The organism is Xanthomonas sp. DAR 35659, assembly GCF_041242975.1.
GTDB lineage: Bacteria > Pseudomonadota > Gammaproteobacteria > Xanthomonadales > Xanthomonadaceae > Xanthomonas_A > Xanthomonas_A medicagonis.
Map to the genome: position 1 here is coordinate 696,813 of NZ_CP162488.1, position 26,079 is coordinate 722,891.

The 26,079-nt window shown below is 66.8% G+C and carries 15 protein-coding genes, 1 pseudogene and 2 CRISPR repeat arrays (1 of these 18 cut by a window edge); of the genes and pseudogenes, 5 read left to right on the forward strand and 11 right to left on the reverse strand.

Features of this window, described 5'->3' with window-relative positions:
• A CRISPR array of direct repeats spans positions 1-2,173; the repeat unit is 31 nt; unit sequence GTTTCAATCCACGCGCCCGTGAGGGCGCGAC; it begins 486 nt to the left of the window's first position.
• 81 nt (positions 2,174-2,254) lie between these two features.
• Positions 2,255-3,051 (forward strand): IS5 family transposase gene (locus tag AB3X07_RS03075; RefSeq protein ID WP_369942639.1). Its coding sequence is split into 2 segments (ribosomal slippage): positions 2,255-2,585 and positions 2,585-3,051, totalling 798 coding nucleotides; the frame shifts between segments, so codons are not numbered across the junction.
• A 25-nt stretch (positions 3,052-3,076) separates the two neighbouring features.
• Positions 3,077-5,197: a CRISPR direct-repeat array (repeat unit 31 nt; unit sequence GTTTCAATCCACGCGCCCGTGAGGGCGCGAC).
• Positions 5,198-5,386: 189 nt separating this feature from the next.
• Here the strand turns inward: AB3X07_RS03075 and cas2 are convergent.
• The 8 genes from cas2 to AB3X07_RS03115 all read right to left on the reverse strand — a co-directional run bounded on the left by cas2 (position 5,387) and on the right by AB3X07_RS03115 (position 15,409).
• Positions 5,387-5,677 (reverse strand): CRISPR-associated endonuclease Cas2, encoded by a 291-nt coding sequence (gene cas2, locus AB3X07_RS03080; protein ID WP_369942641.1) that lies wholly within the window; start codon positions 5,675-5,677, stop codon positions 5,387-5,389.
• Between the two features lie 15 nt (positions 5,678-5,692).
• A complete protein-coding gene (gene cas1c, locus AB3X07_RS03085; RefSeq protein WP_369942643.1) occupies positions 5,693-6,727 on the reverse strand; it encodes a type I-C CRISPR-associated endonuclease Cas1c in 1,035 nt (344 codons plus the stop codon).
• 2 nt (positions 6,728-6,729) lie between these two features.
• Entirely contained in the window at positions 6,730-7,362 is a 633-nt protein-coding gene (gene cas4, locus AB3X07_RS03090; RefSeq protein WP_369942645.1) for a CRISPR-associated protein Cas4, read from the reverse strand.
• A gap of 19 nt (positions 7,363-7,381) precedes the next feature.
• Positions 7,382-8,248, reverse strand: coding sequence for a type I-C CRISPR-associated protein Cas7/Csd2 (cas7c, locus tag AB3X07_RS03095; protein WP_369942647.1), 867 nt, complete (start codon positions 8,246-8,248; stop codon positions 7,382-7,384).
• Complete coding sequence (cas8c, locus tag AB3X07_RS03100) at positions 8,245-10,086, reverse strand: type I-C CRISPR-associated protein Cas8c/Csd1 (protein ID WP_369942649.1); 1,842 nt, start codon at positions 10,084-10,086, stop codon at positions 8,245-8,247. Before cas8c ends, cas7c begins: the two co-directional genes overlap by 4 nt.
• Complete coding sequence (gene cas5c / locus AB3X07_RS03105; RefSeq protein WP_369942651.1) at positions 10,083-10,757, reverse strand: type I-C CRISPR-associated protein Cas5c; 675 nt, start codon at positions 10,755-10,757, stop codon at positions 10,083-10,085. Before cas5c ends, cas8c begins: the two co-directional genes overlap by 4 nt.
• Before the next feature lie 481 nt (positions 10,758-11,238).
• On the reverse strand, positions 11,239-13,530 hold the full coding sequence (locus tag AB3X07_RS03110) for a CRISPR-associated endonuclease Cas3'' (protein WP_369942652.1): 2,292 nt from the start codon (positions 13,528-13,530) through the stop codon (positions 11,239-11,241).
• Between the two features lie 178 nt (positions 13,531-13,708).
• Positions 13,709-15,409: an SWIM zinc finger family protein gene (locus tag AB3X07_RS03115; protein ID WP_369942654.1), complete on the reverse strand. Its 1,701-nt coding sequence runs from the start codon at positions 15,407-15,409 to the stop codon at positions 13,709-13,711.
• A 185-nt stretch (positions 15,410-15,594) separates the two neighbouring features.
• Between AB3X07_RS03115 and AB3X07_RS03120 the strand changes: the two genes are divergently transcribed.
• The 3 genes from AB3X07_RS03120 to AB3X07_RS03130 all read left to right on the forward strand — a co-directional run bounded on the left by AB3X07_RS03120 (position 15,595) and on the right by AB3X07_RS03130 (position 20,606).
• Positions 15,595-17,826, forward strand: coding sequence for an NADP-dependent isocitrate dehydrogenase (locus tag AB3X07_RS03120; RefSeq protein WP_369942656.1), 2,232 nt, complete (start codon positions 15,595-15,597; stop codon positions 17,824-17,826).
• Positions 17,827-17,913: 87 nt separating this feature from the next.
• A complete protein-coding gene (gene aceK / locus AB3X07_RS03125; protein WP_369942658.1) occupies positions 17,914-19,656 on the forward strand; it encodes a bifunctional isocitrate dehydrogenase kinase/phosphatase in 1,743 nt (580 codons plus the stop codon).
• Positions 19,657-19,715: 59 nt separating this feature from the next.
• Complete coding sequence (locus AB3X07_RS03130; protein WP_369942660.1) at positions 19,716-20,606, forward strand: energy transducer TonB; 891 nt, start codon at positions 19,716-19,718, stop codon at positions 20,604-20,606.
• A 79-nt stretch (positions 20,607-20,685) separates the two neighbouring features.
• On the opposite strand, the gene AB3X07_RS03135 is transcribed toward AB3X07_RS03130, so the two are convergent.
• The 3 genes and pseudogenes from AB3X07_RS03135 to trxA all read right to left on the reverse strand — a co-directional run bounded on the left by AB3X07_RS03135 (position 20,686) and on the right by trxA (position 24,029).
• Positions 20,686-21,483: a hypothetical protein gene (locus tag AB3X07_RS03135; RefSeq protein WP_369942662.1), complete on the reverse strand. Its 798-nt coding sequence runs from the start codon at positions 21,481-21,483 to the stop codon at positions 20,686-20,688.
• A 128-nt stretch (positions 21,484-21,611) separates the two neighbouring features.
• A pseudogene (gene rho, locus AB3X07_RS03140) lies at positions 21,612-23,096 on the reverse strand (transcription termination factor Rho); the annotation flags it as partial.
• A gap of 591 nt (positions 23,097-23,687) precedes the next feature.
• On the reverse strand, positions 23,688-24,029 hold the full coding sequence (gene trxA / locus AB3X07_RS03145; RefSeq protein ID WP_263112168.1) for a thioredoxin TrxA: 342 nt from the start codon (positions 24,027-24,029) through the stop codon (positions 23,688-23,690).
• Positions 24,030-24,228: 199 nt separating this feature from the next.
• On the opposite strand from trxA, the gene rhlB reads away from it, so the two are divergent.
• Positions 24,229-26,022, forward strand: coding sequence for an ATP-dependent RNA helicase RhlB (gene rhlB / locus AB3X07_RS03150; protein WP_369942664.1), 1,794 nt, complete (start codon positions 24,229-24,231; stop codon positions 26,020-26,022).
• Positions 26,023-26,079 lie beyond the last annotated feature (57 nt).

Genomic DNA, 26,079 nt, shown 5'->3' on the forward strand with positions numbered 1-26,079 from the left:
GAGGGCGCGACCCCCTTGGGGTTGATGTTGATCGTCGCCAACTCGATGTTTCAATCCACGCGCCCGTGAGGGCGCGACTCGACGAGCTGGAAGGCAAGATCGGCATGGCGCTGTTTCAATCCAAGCGCACGTGAGGGCGCGACGGCCTTCTACCAGGAGGAGCTGGACCGCCAGGAGTGGTTTCAATCCACGCGCCCGTGAGGGCGCGACCGCGCGCACTGGCATCCAGGACTATCTGGGTAGCGTTTCAATCCACGCGCCCGTGAGGGCGCGACCCCCAGCCGTTAGGTTACGCCTTGCGGCCGATGCAGTTTCAATCCACGCGCCCGTGAGGGCGCGACACGAACGCATCCACAGCAGCGCCAAGTCGCAGAAGTTTCAATCCACGCGCCCGTGAGGGCGCGACGTAGGCGGGCAGGTCGGCTGCCTTGCAGGCACGCTTGTTTCAATCCACGCGCCCGTGAGGGCGCGACTCGCCGTTCTTCTTGCCGACGCCCTCGCGCTGATTGTTTCAATCCACGCGCCCGTGAGGGCGCGACTCAACCAAGCACTGATCGGCACCGGCTGGATCACGTTTCAATCCACGCGCCCGTGAGGGCGCGACCCGTGTCGATCGCCAACTGGCCGGCCGTCAAGAAGTTTCAATCCACGCGCCCGTGAGGGCGCGACGACATCCGGGTCGTTTCCGAGGTTGCCGATAAGCTGTTTCAATCCACGCGCCCGTGAGGGCGCGACATGAGGCTGTTGCACTGAGAGTAGTCCTGCGCATGTTTCAATCCACGCGCCCGTGAGGGCGCGACGCGGCGCTGCATCGCCATGGCGCCGTCGTGATCGTGTTTCAATCCACGCGCCCGTGAGGGCGCGACCATGCGGCGTACATCAAGGCGCCGTATCCGGCGCTGTTTCAATCCACGCGCCCGTGAGGGCGCGACCACATGCAAATCACCATCGCCCATTCGGAATTGAGTTTCAATCCACGCGCCCGTGAGGGCGCGACGTAGGACTTCCCCGAGCGCGGCACGCCCTCATTGTTTCAATCCACGCGCCCGTGAGTGCGCGACGTGACTGGCGAGAGCTGCTGGGCCGCATGCGCTTGAGTTTCAATCCACGCGCCCGTGAGGGCGCGACCTTCCAGGGTCACCTCGGCCTCCGCTGCCGCGGTGTTTCAATCCACGCGCCCGTGAGGGCGCGACCGAGGGCGTCAGGTCGTCGGCGCGCTGATTGCCGGTTTCAATCCACGCGCCCGTGAGGGCGCGACGTGGACAGCGGCCAACGTTGGCGCTGCAGGGTGGTTTCAATCCACGCGCCCGTGAGGGCGCGACCGGGTAGCGCGATGGCATGCGCGTCCCGTTCCTGTTTCAATCCACGCGCCCGTGAGGGCGCGACCAGTCGTACCTGGATAAACTGGCGGTGGATAGCTGGTTTCAATCCACGCGCCCGTGAGGGCGCGACCGCAAGGCAATTGCTTGCGCCAAGACTTCGCCTGGTTTCAATCCACGCGCCCGTGAGGGCGCGACAAGCGCATGGCGACGCCGCTGCCCGAGCAGAATGAGTTTCAATCCACGCGCCCGTGAGGGCGCGACCGCTGTGGAGCGACGTGCAAGCGGAGTGGATGCAGTTTCAATCCACGCGCCCGTGAGGGCGCGACAGGGCGTTCCGGGTTGGGGCCGCGCAATCGTCGAGTTTCAATCCACGCGCCCGTGAGGGCGCGACCGGCGCTTGGGCAGCGACAGCGGCGCCGGCAGCGTGTTTCAATCCACGCGCCCGTGAGGGCGCGACAAGGCGTAACCGGTGCCGATGGGCCGCCGGGACCGGTTTCAATCCACGCGCCCGTGAGGGCGCGACAAAGCCGCAACAACAGCTTCTAACCACCACTTAGGTTTCAATCCACGCGCCCGTGAGGGCGCGACTCGCCAACCCATACGTAACGAAACACTTGACCTTGGTTTCAATCCACGCGCCCGTGAGGGCGCGACATGCCACGGATTTACGTGACGCGGCACGAAATCGGTTTCAATCCACGCGCCCGTGAGGGCGCGACAGCGGTAATCTTCGTGGATCTGACCCGCTGCAACGTTTCAATCCACGCGCCCGTGAGGGCGCGACTGACCTGTTCCGCCAGTTTTTCGGGGGCGGCGCGTGTTTCAATCCACGCGCCCGTGAGGGCGCGACTGAAAAGACAGATGCGGCTATGCCTAAGAGTCGCTAACAAAACGTAGTTGAACGCAGATTCGCATGTGGCAAAATTAGCGACATGGCCCGTCGCAAAGAAATCCCCGCCGCGCTGTGGAAGCGCATCGAACCGCTGATCCCATCAGTAAAGCCCTCCCCCAAAGGAGGGCGGCCTCGCGTCAGCGATCAGCAAGCCCTCAACGGCATCGTCTATGTCCTGCGGACCGGCATTCCATGGGAAGAACTGCCCCTGGAATTGGGCTACGGCAGCGGCATGACCTGTTGGCGCCGGTTGCGCGACTGGCAGGCCGCCGGCGTCTGGCATCGCCTGCATCAGGTTCTGCTGGCCGAATTGCGGCGAGCCGACAAGCTGGACCTGAGCCGAGCCAGCCTGGACGCGGCCAGTGTGGCCTCCCCCCGGGGGGCGCGTACACCGGACCGAACCCGACCGATCGCGGCAAACTCGGCAGCAAGCGGCATCTGATCGTCGACCGCAATGGCGTTCCCTTGGCGTTCTGCGTGACCGGAGCCAACCGGCACGACTCGGCGATCTTCGAGGAACTGGTCGATGCCTTGCCGCCGATCACCGGCAAGCCAGGGCGCCCACGACGTTGGCCAGGCAAACTGCACGCTGACAAGGCCTACGACATCGATCGTTGCCGCCATCACCTCAAGAAGCGGGGCATCACGCCACGCATCGCTCGCAAGGGGATCGAGCGCAACGACCGGCTGGGGCGCCATCGCTGGGTCGTGGAACGCACTCACGCGTGGTTCGCAGGCATGGGCAAGCTACGCATCCGATTCGAACGTCGCATCGATATCCATCTGGCGTGGCTCTCGATTGCCAGTTCGATCATCTGCCTACGGATCCTTCCTTAGTTTTGTTAGCGACTCTAAGGGCCAAGTTTCAATCCACGCGCCCGTGAGGGCGCGACATCGTGCCCAAGTCCGTCGCGGATCAGCTTGCGGGTTTCAATCCACGCGCCCGTGAGGGCGCGACCTACACCGCCGTCAGGGTGCGTGTCGTGCGCGAGTTTCAATCCACGCGCCCGTGAGGGCGCGACCCGCGCCATCCGGCAAGAAATTAGGCCAGTCTCGGTTTCAATCCACGCGCCCGTGAGGGCGCGACTTGCCTACGACGTGGAGTGGCGAAGGGACGATCTGGTTTCAATCCACGCGCCCGTGAGGGCGCGACCATGCGCGATCTGGATAGTTCAGTTCGTTGGGCGCGTTTCAATCCACGCGCCCGTGAGGGCGCGACAGCAGCATCAACCGCGAAATCTACGGTCCCAAATGGTTTCAATCCACGCGCCCGTGAGGGCGCGACGGTCCAGGCGGTAATAAATACCCGCTTGCTGAAATGTTTCAATCCACGCGCCCGTGAGGGCGCGACCCGCCGCCCATTCCGTGCTGCATGCGGTATGCGCGTTTCAATCCACGCGCCCGTGAGGGCGCGACTCGATGCGTCTGATTCGTCTCGCTTCATCGCCGCGTTTCAATCCACGCGCCCGTGAGGGCGCGACCAGGTCATTCATGACCCGCGGTTTGATGGCACCGGTTTCAATCCACGCGCCCGTGAGGGCGCGACCATTGCGGCGGGACCGGCGATATGGATGTGCAGATGTTTCAATCCACGCGCCCGTGAGGGCGCGACGTGTACCAGGATGCGCACACCGCCCCGGCGAACCTGTTTCAATCCACGCGCCCGTGAGGGCGCGACTCCACTTTCTTGCCGGTCTCGGTCGGACTCCAGCAGTTTCAATCCACGCGCCCGTGAGGGCGCGACGCCACCTGCTGCGCGGGAACGCGGCAAATCTGGTTTCAATCCACGCGCCCGTGAGGGCGCGACGCGTGCAGATGCCACAGACTTACGTGACGCAGCACGTTTCAATCCACGCGCCCGTGAGGGCGCGACTTCCGCTTGCGGAGGAACAGACGCTCAGTGCCCTTGTTTCAATCCACGCGCCCGTGAGGGCGCGACTGCCAACCCTGCGAATCACGCGACCCTCGGAACATGTTTCAATCCACGCGCCCGTGAGGGCGCGACGCCGCGTAAGACCTTCGTTGAAGTCCTCGTCGTGGTTTCAATCCACGCGCCCGTGAGGGCGCGACGTGTGGCGCACCTTTCGCGCAGAGCCCGAATACGTGTTTCAATCCACGCGCCCGTGAGGGCGCGACATGTACACCTTCCTGCGGGTGCGATAGAAGCAGGTTTCAATCCACGCGCCCGTGAGGGCGCGACGGTATCACCAATCATGCGTCCCGAGCCTCATTCGTTTCAATCCACGCGCCCGTGAGGGCGCGACCACGCGACCGCGAAGATCGGGGATGCGGAATTGCGTTTCAATCCACGCGCCCGTGAGGGCGCGACTGGAAGGCGAACACCACCATCGGCTCGCTGGTGAAGTTTCAATCCACGCGCCCGTGAGGGCGCGACATACGGGTCATCGAATATGCAGCGAACGGGCTGGGTTTCAATCCACGCGCCCGTGAGGGCGCGACCGGTCGTCGATTGCTTCCGGCACATCGCTACGCTGTTTCAATCCACGCGCCCGTGAGGGCGCGACCCATCTGCGCCATACCCTGCGCAATCGAGAGAAAGTTTCAATCCACGCGCCCGTGAGGGCGCGACCTGCCGATCACAGCAGGGCGTACAGGCAGCGCCGTGTTTCAATCCACGCGCCCGTGAGGGCGCGACCAGGGCACGCCGTTTAGTTCCGAGACGGGCGGCGTGTTTCAATCCACGCGCCCGTGAGGGCGCGACGTCCTCAGGGTGCAGCTCGTGTCCCTCTGGGGTGTTTCAATCCACGCGCCCGTGAGGGCGCGACTGCGCATGGCTGAGGCCATCAGCAAGCTGGTAGAGTTTCAATCCACGCGCCCGTGAGGGCGCGACTGGTACGCCGTCTACCGCGACACCATGTTCGCGACGTTTCAATCCACGCGCCCGTGAGGGCGCGACCCGAACGCACCGACCATGCCGACGGCGCGGTTGCGGTTTCAATCCACGCGCCCGTGAGGGCGCGACCTCGTAAGCATAAGTCTTGACGGTCAGTAGAGAAAAAGCCGGATTTGCGCGAAGCCGCCGCGGCTGGTGTCGAGTGGCGTGGGCGACGTTGGGCTGATCGCCGTTGCGGCGCGAAGATTTATATGGATATCAATAGCTTGCATCGCCCCGGGAACCTCCCGGGATTTACCAGGTCGCTTGTGGTTCGCATCAGAAGATCAACGGCCCCTTGAGGTCCAGGCTGGGCTTGGCGCCGACATGTTCGACACGGGCTTCCCACTTGGCACCAAGGTGGTAGAAGCGCAGGCTGTCCATGCTGGGGTCGATCAAGTCGCACAGGCGCTGCCGCAGCTCGGCCCACTGCGCTGGGTCCACTTCGATCTCGAATACCGAGAACTGGACGCGCTGTCCGCGGTCCCTGCAGGCTTTGGCGATCTTGCGCAGGCGCTTTTCGCCGCCTGGGGAACTGGTACTGACATCGTAGCTGACCAGGATCATCATGCGGCGCAGGTCCTGCTATTTCCAAAAGAACGCGGGATAGCCGTCCAGGTCGCCGCGCAGGTGCCGCGCCAGTAGTTGGGCCTGGACGAACGGCAGCAAGCCGATGTCGACCTTCTCGCCGAGGAAGGCGTGCTGCAGTTGCTCGCGCTTGCGCTCCTGGTAGGCGACCAGCACGGTCTTGCGGGCATCGTCCTTGAGCAGGACGGCGCCGTTGTCGAAGACCTGGAAGTCGCGTTCATTCAATTGCCGGCGGTTGATCAGCGACAGCGCCAGGCGTTCGCCGAGCAGGGGGCGGAATTCTTCGGCCAGATCCAGGGCAAGGCTCGGACGTCCGGGCCGGTCGCGATGAAGAAAACCCACGGCCGGATCCAATCCGACGGACTCCAAGGCGGAGCGGCAGTCGTGGGTGAGCAGGGTATAGAGGAAGGAAAGTAGGGCGTTGAAGGCGTCGCGGGGCGGACGGCGATTGCGTCCGCCGAAGCGCAGCAGTGGCGCGTCGGCACGCACCAGTTGGCCGAACACCCCGAAGTAGGATTGCGCCGCCTCGCCTTCGAGGCCGCGCAGGATGTCCACATCGGTCTCGATCAGGATGCGCTGCGGGATGCGCTTAAGCCGCTTCAATGCGTGCTGGAACGCGGCTACGTCGGTGAGGCGGTCGCCGTGGTCGCGCCAGCCGCGCGCCAGGACCGCGCGTTGGTTGTGGATCTTGCCGGCCAGCAGGTGGCGGACGATGGAGGCACAACCCAATGGATCGTCGCTGCGCCGGTATTGCGCGCGCCGTAGCAGTACGTTGCCTGACACGGGGCCTTCGACCCGTGCCAGGAAGCGACCCTGTGGCGTCAGATAGCAGATGCTGATGCCTTGTTCGCTGCAGAAACCGAGCAGCTGCGGCGATACCGCGACGCGACCGATGCAGACCAGGCTTTCGAGCATGTGCACCGGCAGGCGGGCGCGTTCCTGGCGCTCCACCTCCATGACGATGTTCGCGCCGTCCTTGCGCAGCCAGGCGCCGTCGGTGGTGGCATACAGTGTGTTGAGTTGGCGGCGCATCCTCAGTCCTCGTCGGCGTCGAGTTGGCGGCGCACCCACTGGTCGACGCTGCCGCGATCGAGCAGGCGCGGCTGGCACAAGTCGATCAGGGAGCAGGCATCGCAGCGCTTGGCCTCGTAGCGCGCGGCGGGTGTGGCGCCGTCGTGCAGCATGGCGCGCGTGTCGGCGATGGTGTTCAGGGTGAGCGCACGCAATGCCGCATCGAAGGCAACCTCCTTGCGACGGCGGGTCTGTCCGTAGAACAGCGCGCCGGTGGGTACGGCACGTCTCATCATATGTTCCAGGCATAGCGCCTGCGCGCACAACTGGACCTCGTCGGCACGGTGCGCTTTTGGGCGCCCGCGCTTGTACTCCACCGGGAAGGCCACCTCGCCGTCGCCATCGCGATGGAACTCCACCACGTCGGCCTTGCCGGTGATGCCCAACTCCAGCGCCAGCAGTGGCATCGCGGTAACGGTACGCACGCCGCGCCGGCGCTCGGCCTGCGGCGCATCGGCGCGCTGATGCAGCAAGCGCCCTTCGGCGGTCTGTCGGTTCTCCGCCCACTGCTGCTCCACATGGATCAGCGCGCACTGGCGCGGGCAATACAGGTAGTGCTGCAGGGCGGAGAGCGGGATCAGGTCGGCGTCGTCCATGTCCCGCTCTCCGCATCCTTCAGAACAGTTCTTCGACGCTGACGCCCGCCGGCAGGGCGCGATCGATCGCGACCCGGTAGTCGGCGAAGCTGCGTGCCGGCCCGGCGTCCGCCTCGGCGACGCGCTCGACCGTCACCTTGTCGAACAACACGTGCGCCGGGGCATTGCCCATCGGGTGCTCGTGCTTGAACACGATCAGCTTGCGCGCCGACATCTCGCCGCGTGCGGCGGAACGGTCGTGCTCGAAGAGGTTGGTCAAGGCGCGCCACAGCAGTTGCAGGTCGTCCTCGGAGAAGCCCGTGCGTTCGGCCAGCTTGGCGGAGATGAAGCCGTGTGCGCGATACAGGCCGTAGGGCAGGATGTGCTTGCGGCCCATGGTGCGCTCTTTCTCAAGGTCCTTCTCGTTGGTGACCGCCACGCGGGTGATCGACACTTCCAGCGGCAGTACCGGCTCCACCGAACTGGCGAAGGCCAGTTGCACGGGGCCACGGACCTGGCCGGAGTTGACTTCGGTGGTCATCACCGCGCCGAAGGTGCGCACGTCGAAGAAGTTCTTGCACATCCACGACGTCAATTCGCGTGCCTTGGCTTCGTCCTTGGGCAGCTTCTTGGCCTCGTGTTCGATGCCCAGCGCGGCATAGGCCTGCTTGTGCTGGTTGTTCAACACCGACTTCTCCTGCATGTAGATCGCGTAGCCAGGTTGGCCCTCCTGCTCCAGTGCCACGTAGTTGCGGATCTTGCGCTTGAGCGCCACGTCGGTGACCAGGCCGCGGTTGGTTTCCGGATCCAGGCGCGGCAGGTTGCCGGCGTCGGGGTCGCCGTTGGGATTGCCGTTGGTGACGTCGAACAGGTAGACGAACTCGTAGCGGTTGGCGATGGCGCTCATGCGGTCTCTCCTTCGGAAACGGTGTCGGGGGCGTCCTGGCCGTCGTTGCGGGCGAAGCGCGCCTGGGTCTGGTGGTAGTAGCCGATCGCGAAGCGGCCTTGCTCCTGGATCGGCAGGCTGCGTGGGAAGCTGGGCGGTAAGGCATCGACGATCTGGCCGATCTCCTTTTCCAGGTTCACCGCCAGGCCGACCTTCTCTTTACGCAGCTTGCCGAAATGGTTTTGCGCGCTGCGTAGCAGCACAGGGAAGATGCTGGCCGGCGTCGCCGAGGCGGCGCCGTAGTAGCGGTCGCGGATGGTGGCGTTGATGCGGTCGCCGAGCGCGGCGCGTTGCAGATTCTCCAGCGACGCGAACAGCCGTCCCAGCAGATAGCCGGGATCGGTATTGCCTGTATCGAGACTCATGGGTGGTTCCTTTGGGTCGGTGGACAGTCCTTGTTGCCTGCGCAAGCGCGCGTCGCGTGCCAGGACCGCCCGGCACAGCGCGATGCGTAATGGGGTGAGTTGCCCGTCGGCGCGGAAGCGTATGACGATGCTGCCGAGCAGGCTTTGTGGATAGCGGATGCCGGTGAGGATCGCCCTTGTCATTTCACCGGCGAGCAAGGGCGAAACGTCTTCGGCCTTGGGCTTGCCATGCTCGCCGTAGACGTGAGCGGTCTGCAGCGCAAGGTAGGCGGGCGTCGGTGGGCGCTTCCACGCCGGCGGTTCCAACGCGAGGTCGTCGTAGTGATCGGCCAGGCGTTTGGCGAAGCCAGCCAGCGACTGTGTCTCCCAGAAGCGGATGGACAGGCGCGAGGCGTTCGGCGCTAATCCGAGCACGAAGATGCGGGCGTCGTCGTCCAGCGAGTCATCCAGATCGCGCAACGGCCGCGCCTGGCGGACCTGCTTCATGACCAGTTCCAGCCGCCGGGTGGCTTGACCGTCGGCGATTGCGGGGTCGTCGGCGTCGCTGCCGCGCATGAAATCAGCGAAGATGTCCTCGGCATTCTGCGCCTGCATTGCCGTCCCGGCCTGTGCCCAGAACACCACGGTGGTATCGCCGATCTGCACGCGCTGGCGGTTGTGAGGGTCGCGCCGCAGCAGATGGTTGAGGGCGGTGCTGTAGGCGAATGCCGCTTGTTCGGAAACGGGAGCGTTCTCGCCTTGCTGCTTGCCGTAGGAGGTGAAGGCATCGAGATTGAAGGAGACGATGGAGGCGCCGGAACTCTGCGCACCGTTCACGCCCTTGATCGCCGGATGCAGCCGCGCCAGCGGTGCTATCGTGCCGCTGACCAGACACAGGCCGCTGACGCCATCGGCACCCTGGCCTTGTTGCCGGTCCCAGGCCGCGCGTGCAGCGGGACGCTCGTGTAGAGGTCCCGGGTCGCTCTCCAGCTTGAAGGCCAGGTTGGTATCCAGTAGCGCCTCACCGTGCGGGGCGAACGCAGGATGAGCGGCGTATTGCTCAGGCGACCATGTCGCCAGGAACGCCAGCAGCGCCAGCAGCCCGGGATCGCCGCTGCCGGCCAGGGCCTGCTGGTGCATCGCCTTGAACGCGGCATGTTCCTGCTCGCTGCGCTTGCTGCTGGCGCTGACGCCCAGGACGTAGCTGGTCTTGTCCCACAGGAAGTTGGACTTGATACCAGCGGTGCGCTTTTCCGGCTGCGGGACGCGCATGGCCTTGGCGAGGCGCTTCTTGCCCTCGACGCGATGCTCGTCGTGGACGGAAACGATGCTGCCGTCGGCGGCCAGTACCACGGTGTAGCCGATGTTCTGCTGGCTGTAGCCTGGTGCGGCGATGCCGGACTCTGGATCGTCCAGCAGCCGTTGGTAATAGTCGGCGAGGGCGGACAGGATCATGCGCGCACCCCGCCGTCCTGCGGCGGCGGCACCTCGACCAGCCCATCGACCATGTGCGCGCGAAAGAAGCGCGGGGTCATGCCGTCGACGAAGTCGATGTCGTGCATCATCCAGCCCAGGTCGCGTTCGCCGGACAAGGCCGGGTCGCTGGCTGGTGGCGTGTCGTCGTCGCCGAGCAGGGCGAAGCTGGCGGGAAACTCCCGGGTGCCAAGGCATGGTGCCTGGAAGCACTGCCCGCGCCGTGCGCGGCGGTTGAAGATGTCCAGGTGCTTGCCGACGTTGTCGTCGGGGCCAGCTTTGTCGGTCAACTCGAAATGCGCGGCGATGACGTAACCGACCTCGCGCAGCACGGTGGCGGCACGCTGTTGCCGATCCTCATCGACATAATTGACCAGTTCGTCGGTACGTCCGGCCTTGATCGCCTTGCCGATACTGGCGGCAGACAGCTTGCTGCCGACTTCGTTGCGGCGGATCGACTCGAAGCGGATCGGCTTGAGCACCTGGATGCTGTCCACCACCCAGCGGATCGCCGGCTTCCAGTGGATCGCTTCGAGGATGCCGCGCGCGGCCGATGGCGTGATGATGTCGTAGGACACCCGCTCCACCTTCATTTCCGGACGCGTGAACAGCGCCCGCTCGCCCCAGATATGGAGCCTGACTCCGTAACTCATCCTTGTTCCTCTGTCAGACGCGATTGACTGAATCTCTGCTCTCAACGTGTCAATCGATGACACCTGGTTGTAATGCTCCCTTGCCGAATAGACCGGCAAGGGAGCGGCTGCAGAGCCCTGCGGGTTGGTTTGTCAGTATTTCAATCCACACTTCTTTAATCAGAGAAGCGACTTTGAGTTGCCGAAACCTGCAACTGTCGTTAGCGTGTTCCGGCACTCGGGGGCGCAAACCACCCCGCGAGTGCCAGAACAATCAAGCTCTTCTGATCAAATGGTGGCTAACCATCATTGCCTCCTGCCGATTCCGGCATTGGGCCTATCCCGCGAAGGAGAGGTTCTGGTTGCTGACAACGGCCGCCGCTGCTACGGCGGCCGTTGTTTTTTTTTACGCTCCTCTCAGATGGATTGCAAGACATCAGAATACCCTTCGGGTTGGTTTTTCAGTAAAGTTAAAATTTCCTGGCATAATTTATGAATGAATTCATGTTACTAGTTCATTGGATGCTATGAACTGCGGATCCTCCCAATGCAATCCGAACCGAGCGTCGTACAGCCTCGAGTTGCGCAGACAGACAAACTGCTCGCCATAGCGCTCAGGCGCAATCGGCGCAATCGCGGACGCCTGCCATAGCGCTCTGTAAGCCTGCTCGGGCACCTGTACCAGCCACGGTTGCAGGTGACGCGCGGCACCTGCTACGCCGACCCGGTCCGCGTGTTCCAGTTGGCGCAGCACTTCGTTCACGTCCGCTACTTCCCGCTCCGCACCATTTCGGTCGGTCGCATAGGGCGCATACGGCACGATCAGCGGGCGCATGGTCGTCTGGATCATCCGGAACTTCTGAGCCAGTGTGTCGAATGGCAGGTCGTCCAGATCGGCGGTGCGCAGTTGCGTCAAGATCGCTTCGTCGTCCAACAGGTTGTCGCCCAAGCGCCGGTACAGTCTCTGGAAATAGGCGTGGACGGCCTCCATCGCCAGTAGGTCGTCGCCGTGCATGCGCTCGACCTCGCGGAAGACTTCGGTGAAGACTTTCAGTTCCTGTGGCGGCTGCCAGTTCACGGGGGCGAACACCAGCACGTCGCTGGTATCCGTCGGACGCAGACCTTCGCGATTGCACCGCCCTGCCGCTTGCGCCACCGAGTCCAGACCGGCTTCCGCGCGCAGGACGGTCGGGAAGTCCACGTCCACGCCGGCTTCAATCAAGCTGGTTGCGACCAGTCGGCATGGCCTGGCCGCTTTCAGGTCTTCGCGTATCTGCGCCAACGCCGCACCGCGGTGTCGGGCGTGCATCAACGTGGTCAGGTGGCGCGCGCCGGGTTGTTCGGCGATGGCGTCGAACAGGGCGCGGGCGTGTCGGCGGTTGTTGACGATGCACAGCACTTGTGCGCGCCGCCGCAGTTCCTCCGCCAGCGCGTCGTCCTCCAGCGCGCCGGCATGGCGCACCCGCACGCGACGCAGTTGCGCATACAGCGCATCCGGCTCCGTCATCAGTTCCTCGACGTGTTCCAGGCCGCCAGGGAAGCCTTGGTCCTGGCGTAGCGCGGGCTGGGTGGCGGTACACAGCACCGGGCTGACCCGATAGTTGCGCGCCAGTTCGTCCAGCAATGCCACGCAGGGACGCAGCAGCGTCTGCGGCAGGGTCTGCGCCTCGTCCAGGATCACCACGCTGCCGGCGATGTTGTGCAGCTTTCGGCAGCGCGACGGGCGGTCGGCGAACAGGCTTTCGAAGAACTGTACCGACGTGGTGACCACGATCGGCGCGTCCCAGTTTTCCATCGCCAGCTTGCGCTTGTCGATCGACTGCGGTGCCTTGGCCGGATCGTCGAAGAACGCGCTGTGGTGTTCCAGCACGACGTCGTCGCGGTCCTGAATGCGGAGGGCATGGCGGAACACCGCGGCGGTCTGATCGACGATGCTGGTGAACGGGATCACGTAGATCACCCGCCGCAAGCCGTGCGCGATGGCGTGGTCCAGCGCGAACGCCAGCGAGGCCAGGGTCTTGCCGCCGCCGGTGGGCACGGTGAACGAGAACAGGCCGGTACGCGCGTGCGCCTTGGCCCGCGCTTGGCGCAGGATGGTCGCGCGGATCGGATTGATGCCGCCATCGCTGGGCAGGCCGGACAGATGGGTGTCGAGCCGTTCGCGCAGTTCTTCCAATGTCGGCCGTGTGCCGGCCTGCTCCGCGCGTGTCCCGCGTCCTTCCACGCGCCGGTAGAAGTCGTCTGTATCGACGAAATCCGCATCGACCAGGCAGGAGAACAGCATGCGTGCCAGAACCGTCATCTGGAAGGCCCGGCGCTCGGTGCGCGGGTGGCCGCTGAATCCCGTCGGGAGTTCCAGCTTGGCGGGCAGCAGGATCTCCCGTTCCCAGGCCGGCAGCAAGGGCGGCAGAACCTGCGCGCGGTAGTCCTCCGACAGCCGCTCCTGCAAAGAGGAGCGTGATGTCAGATCATCGCGGCGTCCGTCGGCCAGCCCCGCGTGGTGCCCTGCGATGCCATAGGCCAGCAGCGTTCCGCCACTGCCATACAGTTCGCGGGCTTTCCGCGCACCCCAGGTCGCATGGTCCACCCTGGTCGGGTCGCCATCCAGGCGTGCCTGGAAGTTCTGGGTGTACTTGCCCAGATCGTGCAACTGCCCAGCCACGCGCGCCATCACCTGGCCGCCGAACGCCTGGGCATGGATCGCGGCCCGTTCGCCGACGCCATTCAGATGCTCGGCCAGCCGCTGCCAATCGCCACGATCCCGACGTTCGGTCGAGTGCGCGTAGAAGTCCACGTTGTCCCCCTGTTCCATTCCTTATGGAAAGCGCGCCGGCGCTGCCAGCGGCGCGGCCGAGCATACGCTGCTCGCGCGCCGGATGTGGAGACAAATCGCGGCAGGCAGCCTGGCGTTGCGTATCGCCGTATTCAAGTCCCTGGCGGCGCTGCCACGAGCCCGCAGTGATGGCCGGATCTCAGCGGCGACGCGGCTTTGCCGCGGTGGCCAACCGCGCATCCAGCAGTTCGATGAAGTTTCGCTTGCGCTGGTAGCGCTTGCGCAATTGATCGATGTAGGCGGCGAATCCGCCCGGATCGCCCAACGTCGCATACAGCCGTTGTCGTACCGGCAACAGGTCAACGGCTTCCAGATAGCCACGGCGATTCGTGCGCGCGATGGCGACGTCGATCAAGCGGTCGCAGATAGTCGCGGCGGCCGCAGGGTCGAGCGCCTCCGCTGGCGCCAGCAAGCGCTCGAGGGTCTCGACGGCGAGCGTGTGCAGGTGGCCTTGCGCCATGTCCAGGGCGCGCTGTGCCTGTTCTTCGGCAAGCAACAGGCGGATGCGCAGGTCGCGCGCGTGGGCGGGCTTGCGTGAGGCGCCGCCGTCCAGGGAGTCCAGCGCGCGTTCGCGCCAGGACTCCCAGCTCCCGAGCGCCAGCGCCGCTTCGCGCAGCGCCAGGTAGGTGTCTTCCAGCGGCTCCAGGGCGTAGACGTTCCAGCGCAATTGCAGCGCGTCCTCGGGAAAGCCGTCGCGCGCATAGGCCTCGGCGAGCGCCGCCTGCAGGCGCGTTTCGCGCGGATGCGCTTTGCGACCGCGCTCCAGCCACTCGATGGCTTGCCGTTCGCGGCCGTGCTCGGCGCAGCGCCGCGCCATCTCCAGGTGGTCCCAGGCGCTGTCGCAGTGGCTGGCGAACCACTCCAGCATGCTCTCCACGTTGCCGCCGCCGCGGCCGGCCTCTTCGAGCAGCGTTTCGGCGGCAAGGCGCTGGCCGTGGTCGCGGGTGCCATGGAGCGCGTGCAATGCGAGATGCTCCAGGGTGGCGATGGCGGATGCGCTCAGCAGTTCGCCATAGTCGCGCAGGGGCGGCAGCAGGTCCCATTCGTCCTGCATGCGCAGATCGAACACGCGCTTGGCGAGATTGGAAGGAGCGGCGCTGCGTGCGAACGTCGGGTGCAGCCTCGCCAGCCGACGCAAGCGCTCCCCGATGTGGCCGCCGGAGTCGTCGCAGTCCGCGTAGATCGCCAGCAGCCGCGCGAAGGCGTATTCGTACAGGTCGAGGGCAGCGGCGGGATCGCGCTGCCGTGCCTGGTCGAGCAGGGCATCGAGCGGCCGCAAGCGCTTGGCGTAGGCGATGCTGTCGCTGTGGTCCATGAAGCGCTTGCGTCCCAGCAGCGCCGATACCGCCTTGCGCCAGTCCTGCGGCGGCGCACTGGCCAGTTGCGCCTGGCTCAGCAGCCGTTGGCGCAGCGCCGGATCGTCCTCGGCGGCTTCCATCAGCAAGGCCTGCAGGATCTCGGCTGGCTGCCCGGCCAACCATTGCCGCAACACACTGTTCGAAGTCGGCACGCGCTTCGTGTCGCGGTCGCTGCGTTGGCCATCGCCGGCGCTGGCCGCGGCCTGTGCCCAGACCAGGGCGGTCGCCACCTGATGCTTGCAGAACGCGTTCTCCATGCCGATCGGGCAATCGCATGTGCCATGAAGGCTGCCGTCGCGCCATTCAAGGCGCACGCCATAGTTCTGGCTCCCGGCCACGTCCGCGTCCGCCGACCGCGCATCCATCGCCAGCAAGGTCACGCGATCCTCCTCGGCGTATGCGAGGCCGCGCTGGTAGTAGCTGTCGGAGGTGATTTCCAGCAGCAGGGCGCTGTCAATCTGCGTTGGAGAGAAGGTCGTCATCGGCGCATTTTACGGCGCCACCCTGTGGATGCGACCCCGCGCTTTGCCCGCAGCCGGCAGACACGCGACAATGGACGGCCGATGGCGCGCGGTTGGCGACCATCGCGAAAAATAGACCAAAAAACATACGCAGCCGTACTGTCGATGCTGCCCTTTTCTCCCTCCCAGAGGTCATCCGTCGCGTCATGTCGAACACGCCCAAGATCCTGTACACGCTCACCGATGAAGCCCCGTACCTGGCGACGCAGTCACTGCTGCCGATCGTCGCCGCGTTCGCCGGTACCGCCGGCATCGCCGTGGAAACCCGCGACATCTCGCTGGCCGGCCGCCTGATCTCGCAGTTCCCCGAATACCTGCGCGAGGACCAGCGCATCGCCGACGACCTGGCCGAACTGGGCCAGCTGGCGACCACGCCGGACGCCAACATCATCAAGCTGCCCAACATCAGCGCCTCGGTGCCGCAGCTCAAGGCCGCGATCAAGGAACTGCAGCAGCAAGGCTACGCGCTGCCGGACTACGTGGACGAGCCCAAGGACGACAAGCAGAAGGAGGCCAAGGCACGCTACGACAAGGTCAAGGGCAGCGCGGTCAACCCGGTGCTGCGCGAGGGCAATTCCGACCGCCGCGCGCCGGCCTCGGTGAAGCACTACGCACGCAAGCATCCGCATCGCATGGGCGCATGGAGCGCCGAGTCCAAGTCGCACGTGGCGCACATGGACGCCGGCGATTTCTACGGCAGCGAGCGTTCGGCGCTGATCGAACAGGCCGGTAGCGTGAAGATCGAACTGGTCGGCAAGGACGGCACGGTCTCGGTGCTGAAGGAGAAGACCGCAGTGCAGGCCGGCGAGATCATCGACGCGGCGGTGATGAGCAAGCGCGCGCTGGCCAGCTTCGTGCAGGCGCAGATCGCCGATGCCAGGCAGCAGGGCGTGCTGTTCTCGCTGCACCTGAAGGCGACCATGATGAAGGTCTCCGATCCGATCATGTTCGGCGTGGTGGTCGGCGCGTTCTACCAGGATGTGCTGGACAAGCATGCCGACACCCTGAAGCAGGTCGGCTTCGATCCGAACAACGGTATCGGCGACCTGTACGCGCGCATCGCCACGCTGCCCGAGGCGCAGCGCGCGCAGATCGAGGCCGATCTGCAGGCCGTGTACGCGCAGCGTCCGGCGCTGGCGATGGTCAATTCGGACAAGGGCATCACCAACCTGCACGTGCCCAGCGACGTGATCGTCGATGCGTCGATGCCGGCGATGATCCGCGACTCGGGCAAGATGTGGAATGCCGAGGGCAAGCTGCAGGACACCAAGGCGCTGATTCCGGACCGCTGCTACGCCGGCGTGTACCAGGCGGTGATCGAGGACTGCAAGCGGCATGGCGCGTTCGATCCGGCGACGATGGGCAGCGTGCCCAACGTCGGCCTGATGGCGCAGAAGGCCGAGGAATACGGCTCGCACGACAAGACCTTCCAGATCGCCAGCGACGGCGTCGTGCGCGTCACCGATGCCGGCGGCAAGGTGCTGCTGGAGCATGCGGTGGAAGCGGGCGACATCTGGCGCATGTGCCAGACCAAGGACGCGCCGATCCAGGACTGGGTCAAGCTGGCGGTCGAGCGCGCGCGCCTGAGCGCCACCCCGGCGGTGTTCTGGCTGGATCCGCAGCGCGCGCACGATGCGCTGATGATCCAGAAGGTGGAGCGCTACCTGCAGGATCACGACACCCAGGGCCTGGACATCCGCATCCTGACGCCGGTGGAGGCCACCGCGTTCTCGCTCGAGCGCATCCGCAAGGGCCAGGACACCATCTCGGTCACCGGCAACGTACTGCGCGACTACCTCACCGACCTGTTCCCGATCATGGAGCTGGGCACCAGCGCCAAGATGCTGTCGATCGTGCCGCTGATGGCCGGCGGCGGCCTGTTCGAGACCGGTGCCGGCGGCTCGGCGCCCAAGCACGTGCAGCAGTTCGTGGAGGAGAACTACCTGCGCTGGGATTCGCTGGGCGAGTTCCTGGCCCTGGCCGCGTCGCTGGAGCATCTGGGCCAGCGCGAAGACAGCGCCAGCATCGGCGTGTTGGCCAGGACCCTGGACCAGGCCAACGGCACGTTCCTGGACAACGACAAGTCGCCTTCGCGCAAGGTCGGCGAGCTCGACAACCGCGGCAGCCATTTCTACCTGGCGCTGTACTGGGCGCGGGCGCTGGCCACGCAGAACGAGGACGCCGCATTGCAGGCGCGCTTCGCGCCGCTGGCCAAGCAGCTGACCGAGCACGAGGCCACGATCGTCGCCGAGCTCAACGGCGTGCAAGGCAAGCCGGTCGACATCCAGGGCTACTACCGTCCGAATCTGGAGCTTGTCACCCAGGCGATGCGGCCGAGCGCCACGTTCAACGCCGCGCTGGCGACGCTGTCGGCCTGATCCGGCGTCGGCGGGGCGGGCCGGCATGGCCTGCCCCGCTGGCGGCGTCCGCAGGGCGTCGCCGCACGGGCGGGTAGACTGGGATCCATGACGACCGATCTGGCTCCGCCCGCGCCCATCGAACCCCGCGCCGTCGCCGTGGCGCGGACCATCCGCGACGCGTTCGAGGACTACCACGCGCGCTTCGCGCAGATCAGCCGCCGCGCCCGCCGCCGCTTCGAGACCCGCGACTGGAACGCTGCGCGCAACGACGCGGTCGAGCGCATCGCGCTGTACGACCAGTGCATCGGCGAGTGCATGCTGCGCCTGCGCGGGTTGCTGCTCGGCCAGGCCGCCGATCGCGTGCTGTGGGCGCAGGTCCGCGACGCTTTCGCCGCGCAACTGCACGGGCTGATCGACCAGGAGCTGTACAAGACCTTCTACAACACCCTGACCCGGCGCTTCTTCCGCACCCAGGGCGTGGATACGCGGATCGAGTTCGTGGCGCTGGACATCGAGCCGACCGACGCGATCACCCATCCGGTGGCGCGGCACAATTACGCGGTCTCCGAGACGCGGCCGGTGGACGCGTTCATGCGCGTGTTGGGCGACTATCCGTTCGACGTGCCCTACACGCACCGCACGCGCTGCGCCGCGGCCATCGCGGTACGTCTGCAGGACGACCTGGCGCACTGGGGCGAGAACCCGGTGCGCGGCATCGAACTGCTGGAGACGGTGTTCTACCGCGAGCGCCGCGCCTACCTGGTCGGCCGCGTGTTCGGCGAACACCGCTTCTCGCCGTGCGTGATCGCGCTGGTCAACGACGCGCAGGGGCTGCGTGCCGAGGCGGTGCTGACCAAGCGCAACGACGTGGCGCAGTTGTTCGGCATCTCGCGCAGCTACTTCCAGGCCGACCTGCCCACCGTCGGCGATGCGGTGGTGTTCCTGCGCAGTCTGCTGCCGCATAAGCCGATCGACGAGCTGTACACCATGCTCGGCCGCGCCAAGCAGGGCAAGACCGAACGCTTCCGCACCTTCTTCCGCCATTTCCAGGCGCAGCCCAACGAGCAGTTGGTGCACGCCGAGGGCACGCCGGGCATGGTCATGGCGGTGTTCACCCTGCCCAGCTATCCGCTGGTGTTCAAGCTGATCCGCGACCGCTTCGCCTATCCGAAGACGATGAGCCGCGAGCAGGTCGAGGACAAGTACGCGCTGGTGTTCAACCTGGACCGCGTCGGCCGCCTGCTCGACGCGCAGCCGTACCGGTCGTTGCGCTTCCCGCGCGCGCGGTTCGCCCCGGCCCTGCTCGACGAACTGTTGCAGGGCTGCGCGCACAGCCTGCGCGTGGATGGCGACGATCTGATCTTCGAGCTGTGCTACGTGCAGCGGCGGCTGCGCCCGCTGAATTTGTACTTGCGCGAGCAGCCGGCCGAGGCGGCGCGCGAGGCGGCGCTGGACTACGCGCAGGCGATCAAGGACATGGCGCGCAACAACATCTTCCCCGGCGACATGCTGCTCAAGAACTTCGGCGTGTCGCGACAGGGCCGCGCGGTGTTCTACGACTACGACGAGCTGTGCCTGGTCACCGACTGCACCTTCCGCGACTGGCCGCAGCCGCGCAACGACGAAGAGGCGATGTCCGCCGAGCCGTGGTTCCATGTCGACGCGCGCGACGTGTTCCCGGAGCGCTTCGGGATGTTCATGGGCCTGCCCGCCGCCTCGCTGGAGGCGGTCAGGCGTGCCCATGGCGAACTGTTCGATCCGCAGTGGTGGCGCGACCTGCAGGCGCGGCTGCGCGAGGACGATTATCCGGATGCGCCGCCGTACCCGGAGTCGCTGCGCCTGGCCTGACTTGCTTGCATCCGCCGGCTGCGCTGTAATCGGCGCCTCATCACTTGCAAGGAAGCGCGATGCATCGCAGATCAGGGATGTCGCCGTGGGCGTGGTCCGGCCTGTTGCTGTTGTTGCTGGCCGCCAGCGCCTTCGCCACCGGCACCGGGCCCGGCGCGGTGCGCAAGCAGGCCGAAAGCAGCATGCTGGTGACCGGCAAGATCGATATCGAGCCCGATGGCGCGGTCTCGGCGCTGGCCATCGATCAGGAGGCCGAGCTGCCCACGGGGGTGGTCGCTTTCGTGCGCAATACGGCGATGCAATGGAAGTTCGAGCCGGCGTTGCGCGAGGGCAAGGCGGTGCCGGCGCGCACGCCGATGACGCTGCGCATCGTGGCCAAGCGCCTGCAGGACGACGCCTACCAGGTGGAGATCCGCCATGCCAGCTTCACCACCTACGATCCCAGCGATCGACACGCGGTGACCTCGCTGCGGCTGTCGCCGCCGCCCTACCCGGAAGCGGCGTATCGCGCCGGCGTCGCAGGCTCTGTGTATCTGGTGCTGAAAGTGGCGCGCGACGGTACCGTCGCCGACGCGGCGGTCGAACAGGTCAATCTGCGCATCGTGGCCTCCGAGAGCGAGATGAAGAAGCTGCGCACCCTGCTCGGCAACAGCGCATTGGCGGCGGCGCGCAAGTGGACGTTCCGTCCGCCGAGCGAAGGCAAGGACGTGGCGGCGCCATTCTGGTCGGTCCGCGTGCCGGTGAACTTTTCGCTCCGCGGCCAGCCGAACGAAGGCACGCCCGACAGTTACGGCCACTGGATCAGCTACATCCCCGGCCCGCGCGAGCGGGCGCCGTGGGTCAGCGGCGACGACGCGGCGGGATTTTCGCCCGACGCGTTGCCGGCCAACGGCGTGTACATGGTCGACAACGGCCCGCGCCTGCTGACGCCGCTGCAGCAGGGCGGCTGAGCGCCGCTGGGCGCGCCGGTGCCGGTGCCGGTGCCGGCGGCGGTCTGCGTCGTGGCGCGTTGTCCTGCCGCGTCGCGGCTCAGCCGTTCGTCGCGTCGATCGCGCGAGGACGGGTGCTGGCATACAGCACCGCGACCAGGATGCCGGCCAACACCAGCGAGGCGCCGACGGTACCCAGGTCCAGTCCGCCCTTCGCGGTCGGCTTGGTCAACAGATCGCCGAGCGTGGCACCGAACGGGCGGGTCAGCACGAACGCGGCCCAGAACAGCGCCGTGCGCGAGACGCGGGTGAACGCATAGGCGAGGGCGATCGCCGCCAGCAGCGCCGCGATCAGCAGCGCGCCGCCGGCGAAGCCCAGTCCCGAACTGTCGGCCAGGTAGTCGCCCAGCGCGGTGCCCAGCGTGTTGGAGACCAGGATCGCCAGCCAGTAGAAGGCCTCGGCGCGGCCGCTGCCGATCCGCGCGGCCGACAGGCTGCGTTCGCATCGCCACCAGGTCGCCAGCACGGCGGCCAGCAGGCTGCCGAGCAGCAGCGCCCCCTGCGCGTAGCCCAGGCCCAGGCTGCGGTCCATGTAGTCCGACAGTGTGGTGCCGGCGGTGCTGGTGGTCAGGATCACCCACCAGTAGCGCCACGGCTGGAAGTTGCGCGAGCGCAACTGCGCCCACAGCGAGACCACGAACACCCCGAGCAGCAGCGCGCTGCTCAGCGCATAGCCGATGTCCAGGGTCATCGACAGCAGGTCGCCGCCGGTTTCGCCCAGGGTGGTGGCGCAGATCTTCATCACCCAGAAGCCGAGGGTGATCGGGGCGACCTTGCTGACGGTGGAGCTGACGGTGGCGGACATGGCGGCGGATGCGATGGGGCGAATGGCGCCCATCTGACCCTCGGCCACGTCGAAAGACCGTCGGACCTTCCGGCGGTACGGCACCGGGCCGCGCAATGCCGCCGCCGCAAACGCGAACGCCCCGCCGAAGCGGGGCGTTCGTGGGTCGAGCCGGCGCTGGGTCAGCGCTTCATCGAACCGAAGAACTCGTCGTTGGACTTGGTGTTCTTCATCTTGTCCAGCAGGAATTCCATTGCCGCGATCTCGTCCATCGGATGCAGCAGCTTGCGCAGGATCCAGATCTTCTGCAGCAGTTCCGGCTCGATCAGCAGGTCCTCGCGGCGGGTGCCGGAGCGGTTGATGTCGATGGCCGGGTACACGCGCTTCTCGGCGATACGGCGGTTCAGGTGCACTTCGCTGTTGCCGGTGCCCTTGAACTCTTCGTAGATCACCTCGTCCATCTTGCTGCCGGTCTCCACCAGCGCGGTGGCGATGATGGTCAGCGAGCCGCCTTCCTCGACGTTGCGCGCCGCGCCGAAGAAGCGCTTCGGGCGGTGCAGGGCGTTGGCGTCGACGCCGCCGCTGAGCACCTTGCCGGAGGACGGCACCACGTTGTTGTAGGCGCGGGCCAGGCGGGTGATCGAGTCGAGCAGGATCACCACGTCCTTCTTGTGTTCGACCAGGCGCTTGGCGCGCTCGATCACCATCTCGGCGACCTGCACGTGGCGCGCGGCCGGCTCGTCGAAGGTCGAGGAGATGACCTCGCCGCGCACGGTACGCTGCATTTCGGTCACTTCTTCCGGGCGCTCGTCGATCAGCAGCACGATCAGGTGCACGTCCGGATGGTTGGTGGTGATCGCGGTGGCGACCTGCTGCATCAGCATGGTCTTGCCGGCCTTGGGCGGGGACACGATCAGCGCGCGCTGGCCCTTGCCCTGCGGCGCCATCAGGTCGAGGATGCGGCCGGAGATGTCTTCCGAGGAGCCGTTACCGCGCTCCAGGGTGAAGCGCTTGCGCGGGAACAGCGCGGTCAGGTTCTCGAACAGGACCTTGTTCTTGCTCGCTTCCAGCGGCTCGCCGTTGATGGTGTCGACGATCGACAGCGCGAAGTAGCGCTCGCCGTCCTTCGGGAAGCGGATGCGGCCGGACAGGTGGTCGCCGGTGCGCAGGTTGAAGCGGCGGATCTGGCTGGGCGAGATGTAGGTGTCGTCCGGGCCGGCCAGATAGCTGGCCTCGGCCGCGCGCAGGAAGCCGAAGCCGTCCGGCAGGATTTCCAGCACGCCGTCGGCGGCGACGCCTTCGCCGTGGCGGGTCAGCACCTTCAGCAGGGCGAAGATCACGTCCTGCTTGCGCGCGCGGGCCACGCCGTCCTGGATGTTGAGCTGCTCGGCGATGTCCAGCAGCTTCTGCGCCGGCATCCGCTTCAGGTCGCTCAGCGAGTAGATCGGGAACCCTTCCGGCACGTTGGCATGCGGGCGCGGCACGAACACTTCGTTGGCGCCGTTGTCGCTGGGCAGGCCGTTGTCCTGGAACCGATCGCGGCCGCCGCCGCCGTTGCCGCCACCACCACCGCGGTCGCGGTCGCGGCGATTGCGGAAGCGGTCGCGGCGATTGCCCTGCTGGTTGTTCTGGTTCTGGTTGTTCTGGTTTTGCGGATTCTGGTTGTTGAAGCGCGGATTGCCGCCTTCGCGCGGCTCGCGCGCTTCGCCGCCGTCGTTCTGGTTGCCGCCGCCCTGGCCCTGGGCATCGCCGCCGGAAGCAGGAGCGGACTGGGGCTGCTGCTGCGACGCGGACGCGGCGGGTTCCTGCGGCGCGGGGCGTTCCTGCTGCGGCGCGGCCCGCGGCGCTTCGGCCTGGGCGGGGGACGGCGCCGGATTCAGGGGCAGGTTCGGCTGTGCCGGCGCGCCGTGCTCGGCGCCGCCTTCAGCGCCGCTGGCGGCCTTGCTGACGCGCGGCTTGCGCACGCGCTTCTCGGCGGGGGCGTCGACGCTCCCGGGTTCGATGATGGTGTTATCGGACAAGTGGTGATTCCTCGCTATGAGTGCGAGCGCCCAGCGTGGGGGCAAACGGGTTGGGAAGGGGTCTAGAAGAGAATCTTCCAGAGGGGGTGCGGTGCGCGAATGCCACCGGATGCGCCGACACTATCATCGCCGCGCAACCACGGCAAGCTGGCGTTACCGGGCGATTCAGCCGGCCGGCGGGGGCGCCGCGGGCCGGTCAAACGCTGGCCGCCCCGCGGCGGGGCGGCGACAGCGGACTCAGGCGGCCGCGCCGCCCAGGGTCTTGTCGATCATCTGGGTGAGCTGGCCCTTGCCGACCGCGCCGATCTGGGTGGCCTGGACCTGGCCGTCCTTGAACAGCAGCAGCATCGGGATCGAACGCACGTGGTACTTGATCGCGGTGGCGCGGTTCTCGTCGACGTTGACCTTGGCCACCTTGAGCTTGCCGTCGTAGGTGTCGGCCAGGTCGTCCAGCACCGGGGCGATCATCTTGCACGGCCCGCACCATTCCGCCCAGAAGTCCACCAGGACCGGCTCGCCGGATTGCAGCACGGCGGTATCGAAATCGGCGTCGCCGACGTGTAGGACCTTGTCGCTCACTTGGTATCTCCTGGGCCAATGCGACCGGCCGGACCGGGTGGCCGCCGCATTGCGGTAAACTGGGGCATTGCGCGGCGAAATCAAGGGATTCCCCCTGTCGCGCGACCCGGCATGGAAGACGCCAGTGTGCGACGCTGCCGGGGCCGATGCAAGCCGCGACCTTACGCTTCGGGCGGGGTGGCCTCACGAAGATGGAATGATGAGCGACAAACCGCTGACCGATGTGACTTTTTCCGCGTTCGAACTGCAACCGGCGCTGCTGGCCGGGCTCGAAGGCGCCGGTTTCACCCGCTGCACCCCGATCCAGGCGCTGACCCTGCCGGTGGCCCTGCCGGGCCGCGACGTGGCCGGCCAGGCCCAGACCGGCACCGGCAAGACCCTGGCGTTCCTGGTGACGGTGATGAACCGCCTGCTCAGCCGCCCGGCGCTGGCCGACCGCAAGCCGGAGGATCCGCGCGCGCTGATCCTGGCCCCGACCCGCGAACTGGCGATCCAGATCCACAAGGACGCGGTGAAGTTCGGTGCCGACCTCGGCCTGCGCTTCGCGCTGGTCTACGGCGGCGTGGACTACGACAAGCAGCGCGAACTGCTGCAGCAGGGCGTGGACGTGATCATCGCCACCCCCGGCCGCCTGATCGACTACGTCAAGCAGCACAAGGTGGTGTCGCTGCACGCCTGCGAGATCTGCGTGCTCGACGAAGCCGACCGCATGTTCGACCTGGGCTTCATCAAGGACATCCGCTTCCTGCTGCGGCGCATGCCCGAGCGCGGCACCCGGCAGACCCTGCTGTTCTCGGCCACCCTCAGCCACCGCGTGCTGGAGCTGGCCTACGAACATATGAACGAGCCGGAAAAGCTCGTGGTCGAGACCGAGAGCATCACCGCCGCGCGCGTGCGCCAGCGCATCTACTTCCCCTCCGACGAGGAGAAGCTGACCCTGCTGCTGGGCCTGCTGTCGCGCAGCGAGGGCGCGCGCACCATGGTGTTCGTCAATACCAAGGCGTTCGTCGAGCGCGTGGCGCGCTCGCTGGAGCGCAACGGCTACCGGGTCGGCGTGCTGTCCGGCGACGTGCCGCAGAAGAAGCGCGAGACCCTGCTCAACCGCTTCCAGAAGGGGCAGCTGGAGATCCTGGTGGCCACCGACGTGGCCGCGCGCGGCCTGCACATCGACGGGGTCAAGTACGTCTACAACTACGACCTGCCGTTCGACGCCGAGGACTACGTGCACCGTATCGGCCGTACCGCGCGGTTGGGCGAGGAGGGCGACGCGATCAGCTTCGCCTGCGAGCGCTACGCGATGAGCCTGCCGGACATCGAGGCCTACATCGAACAGAAGATCCCGGTCGAGCCGGTCACCGCCGAGTTGCTGGTGGCGTTGCCGCGCACCCCGCGTGCGGTGGTCGAAGGCGAGGCGGCCGAGGCCGACGCGGACGGCGACGAGAGCATCGGCGACATCTTCCGCGAGGCGCGTGCGCAGCGCGAAGCCGACGAGCAGCGCCGCGGCGGCGGCAGCGGTCGCGGCAAGCCCGGTGGCGGCCGCAGCGGGCCTGGCGGCCGCGGCGAGGCGCGCGGTGCCGACGGCAAGCCGCGGCGTCCGCGCACGCCGCGTCCGGCCGAGGCCGGTGCAACGGCAGGTGCGGTGGCGGAGACGGCGGCGGCCGGTTCGGTCGCCAACGAGACGGTGGCCGCGGCAGCGGTCGCGGCGCCCAAGCCGAGGCCGCCGCGTCCGGCCGCCGACGGCGCGCCGGCGGTGGAAGGCGAGCGTCCGCCGCGCAAGCGCCGGCGTCGTCGTGGTGGCCGCCCGCTGGAAGGCGCGGAGGGCGCTGCCGCGTCGGTGCCGACCGAGGCGCCGGCCAAGCCGGTGCAGGTCGTGGCCACGCCGGTCAAGGCTGCGCGCCAGGGCGACCGCGCCGCGGCACCGGCCGCGGCCGCCAACGATTCGTTCCTGACCCGGCTCGGCCGCAAGCTGCGCTCGCTGGTCTCCAGCTCCTGATGCGCCGGCGCTCCACCGTTCGCGGCGTGCGCACGGTGGACGAACACCCGGGCCGCT

Excerpts from the sequence above, each read along its gene's own strand:
- cas4 (WP_369942645.1), bottom strand. The coding sequence starts at position 7,362 with ATGGACGACGCCGACCTGATCCCGCTCTCCGCCCTGCAGCACTACCTG.
- cas5c (WP_369942651.1), bottom strand. The coding sequence starts at position 10,757 with ATGAGTTACGGAGTCAGGCTCCATATCTGGGGCGAGCGGGCGCTGTTC.
- cas1c (WP_369942643.1), bottom strand. The coding sequence starts at position 6,727 with ATGCGCCGCCAACTCAACACACTGTATGCCACCACCGACGGCGCCTGG.
- AB3X07_RS03135 (WP_369942662.1), bottom strand. The coding sequence starts at position 21,483 with ATGGGCGCCATTCGCCCCATCGCATCCGCCGCCATGTCCGCCACCGTC.
- aceK (WP_369942658.1), top strand. The coding sequence starts at position 17,914 with ATGACGACCGATCTGGCTCCGCCCGCGCCCATCGAACCCCGCGCCGTC.
- cas2 (WP_369942641.1), bottom strand. The coding sequence starts at position 5,677 with ATGATGATCCTGGTCAGCTACGATGTCAGTACCAGTTCCCCAGGCGGC.
- AB3X07_RS03120 (WP_369942656.1), top strand. The coding sequence starts at position 15,595 with ATGTCGAACACGCCCAAGATCCTGTACACGCTCACCGATGAAGCCCCG.
- AB3X07_RS03115 (WP_369942654.1), bottom strand. The coding sequence starts at position 15,409 with ATGACGACCTTCTCTCCAACGCAGATTGACAGCGCCCTGCTGCTGGAA.
- AB3X07_RS03130 (WP_369942660.1), top strand. The coding sequence starts at position 19,716 with ATGCATCGCAGATCAGGGATGTCGCCGTGGGCGTGGTCCGGCCTGTTG.
- cas8c (WP_369942649.1), bottom strand. The coding sequence starts at position 10,086 with ATGATCCTGTCCGCCCTCGCCGACTATTACCAACGGCTGCTGGACGAT.
- rhlB (WP_369942664.1), top strand. The coding sequence starts at position 24,229 with ATGAGCGACAAACCGCTGACCGATGTGACTTTTTCCGCGTTCGAACTG.
- cas7c (WP_369942647.1), bottom strand. The coding sequence starts at position 8,248 with ATGAGCGCCATCGCCAACCGCTACGAGTTCGTCTACCTGTTCGACGTC.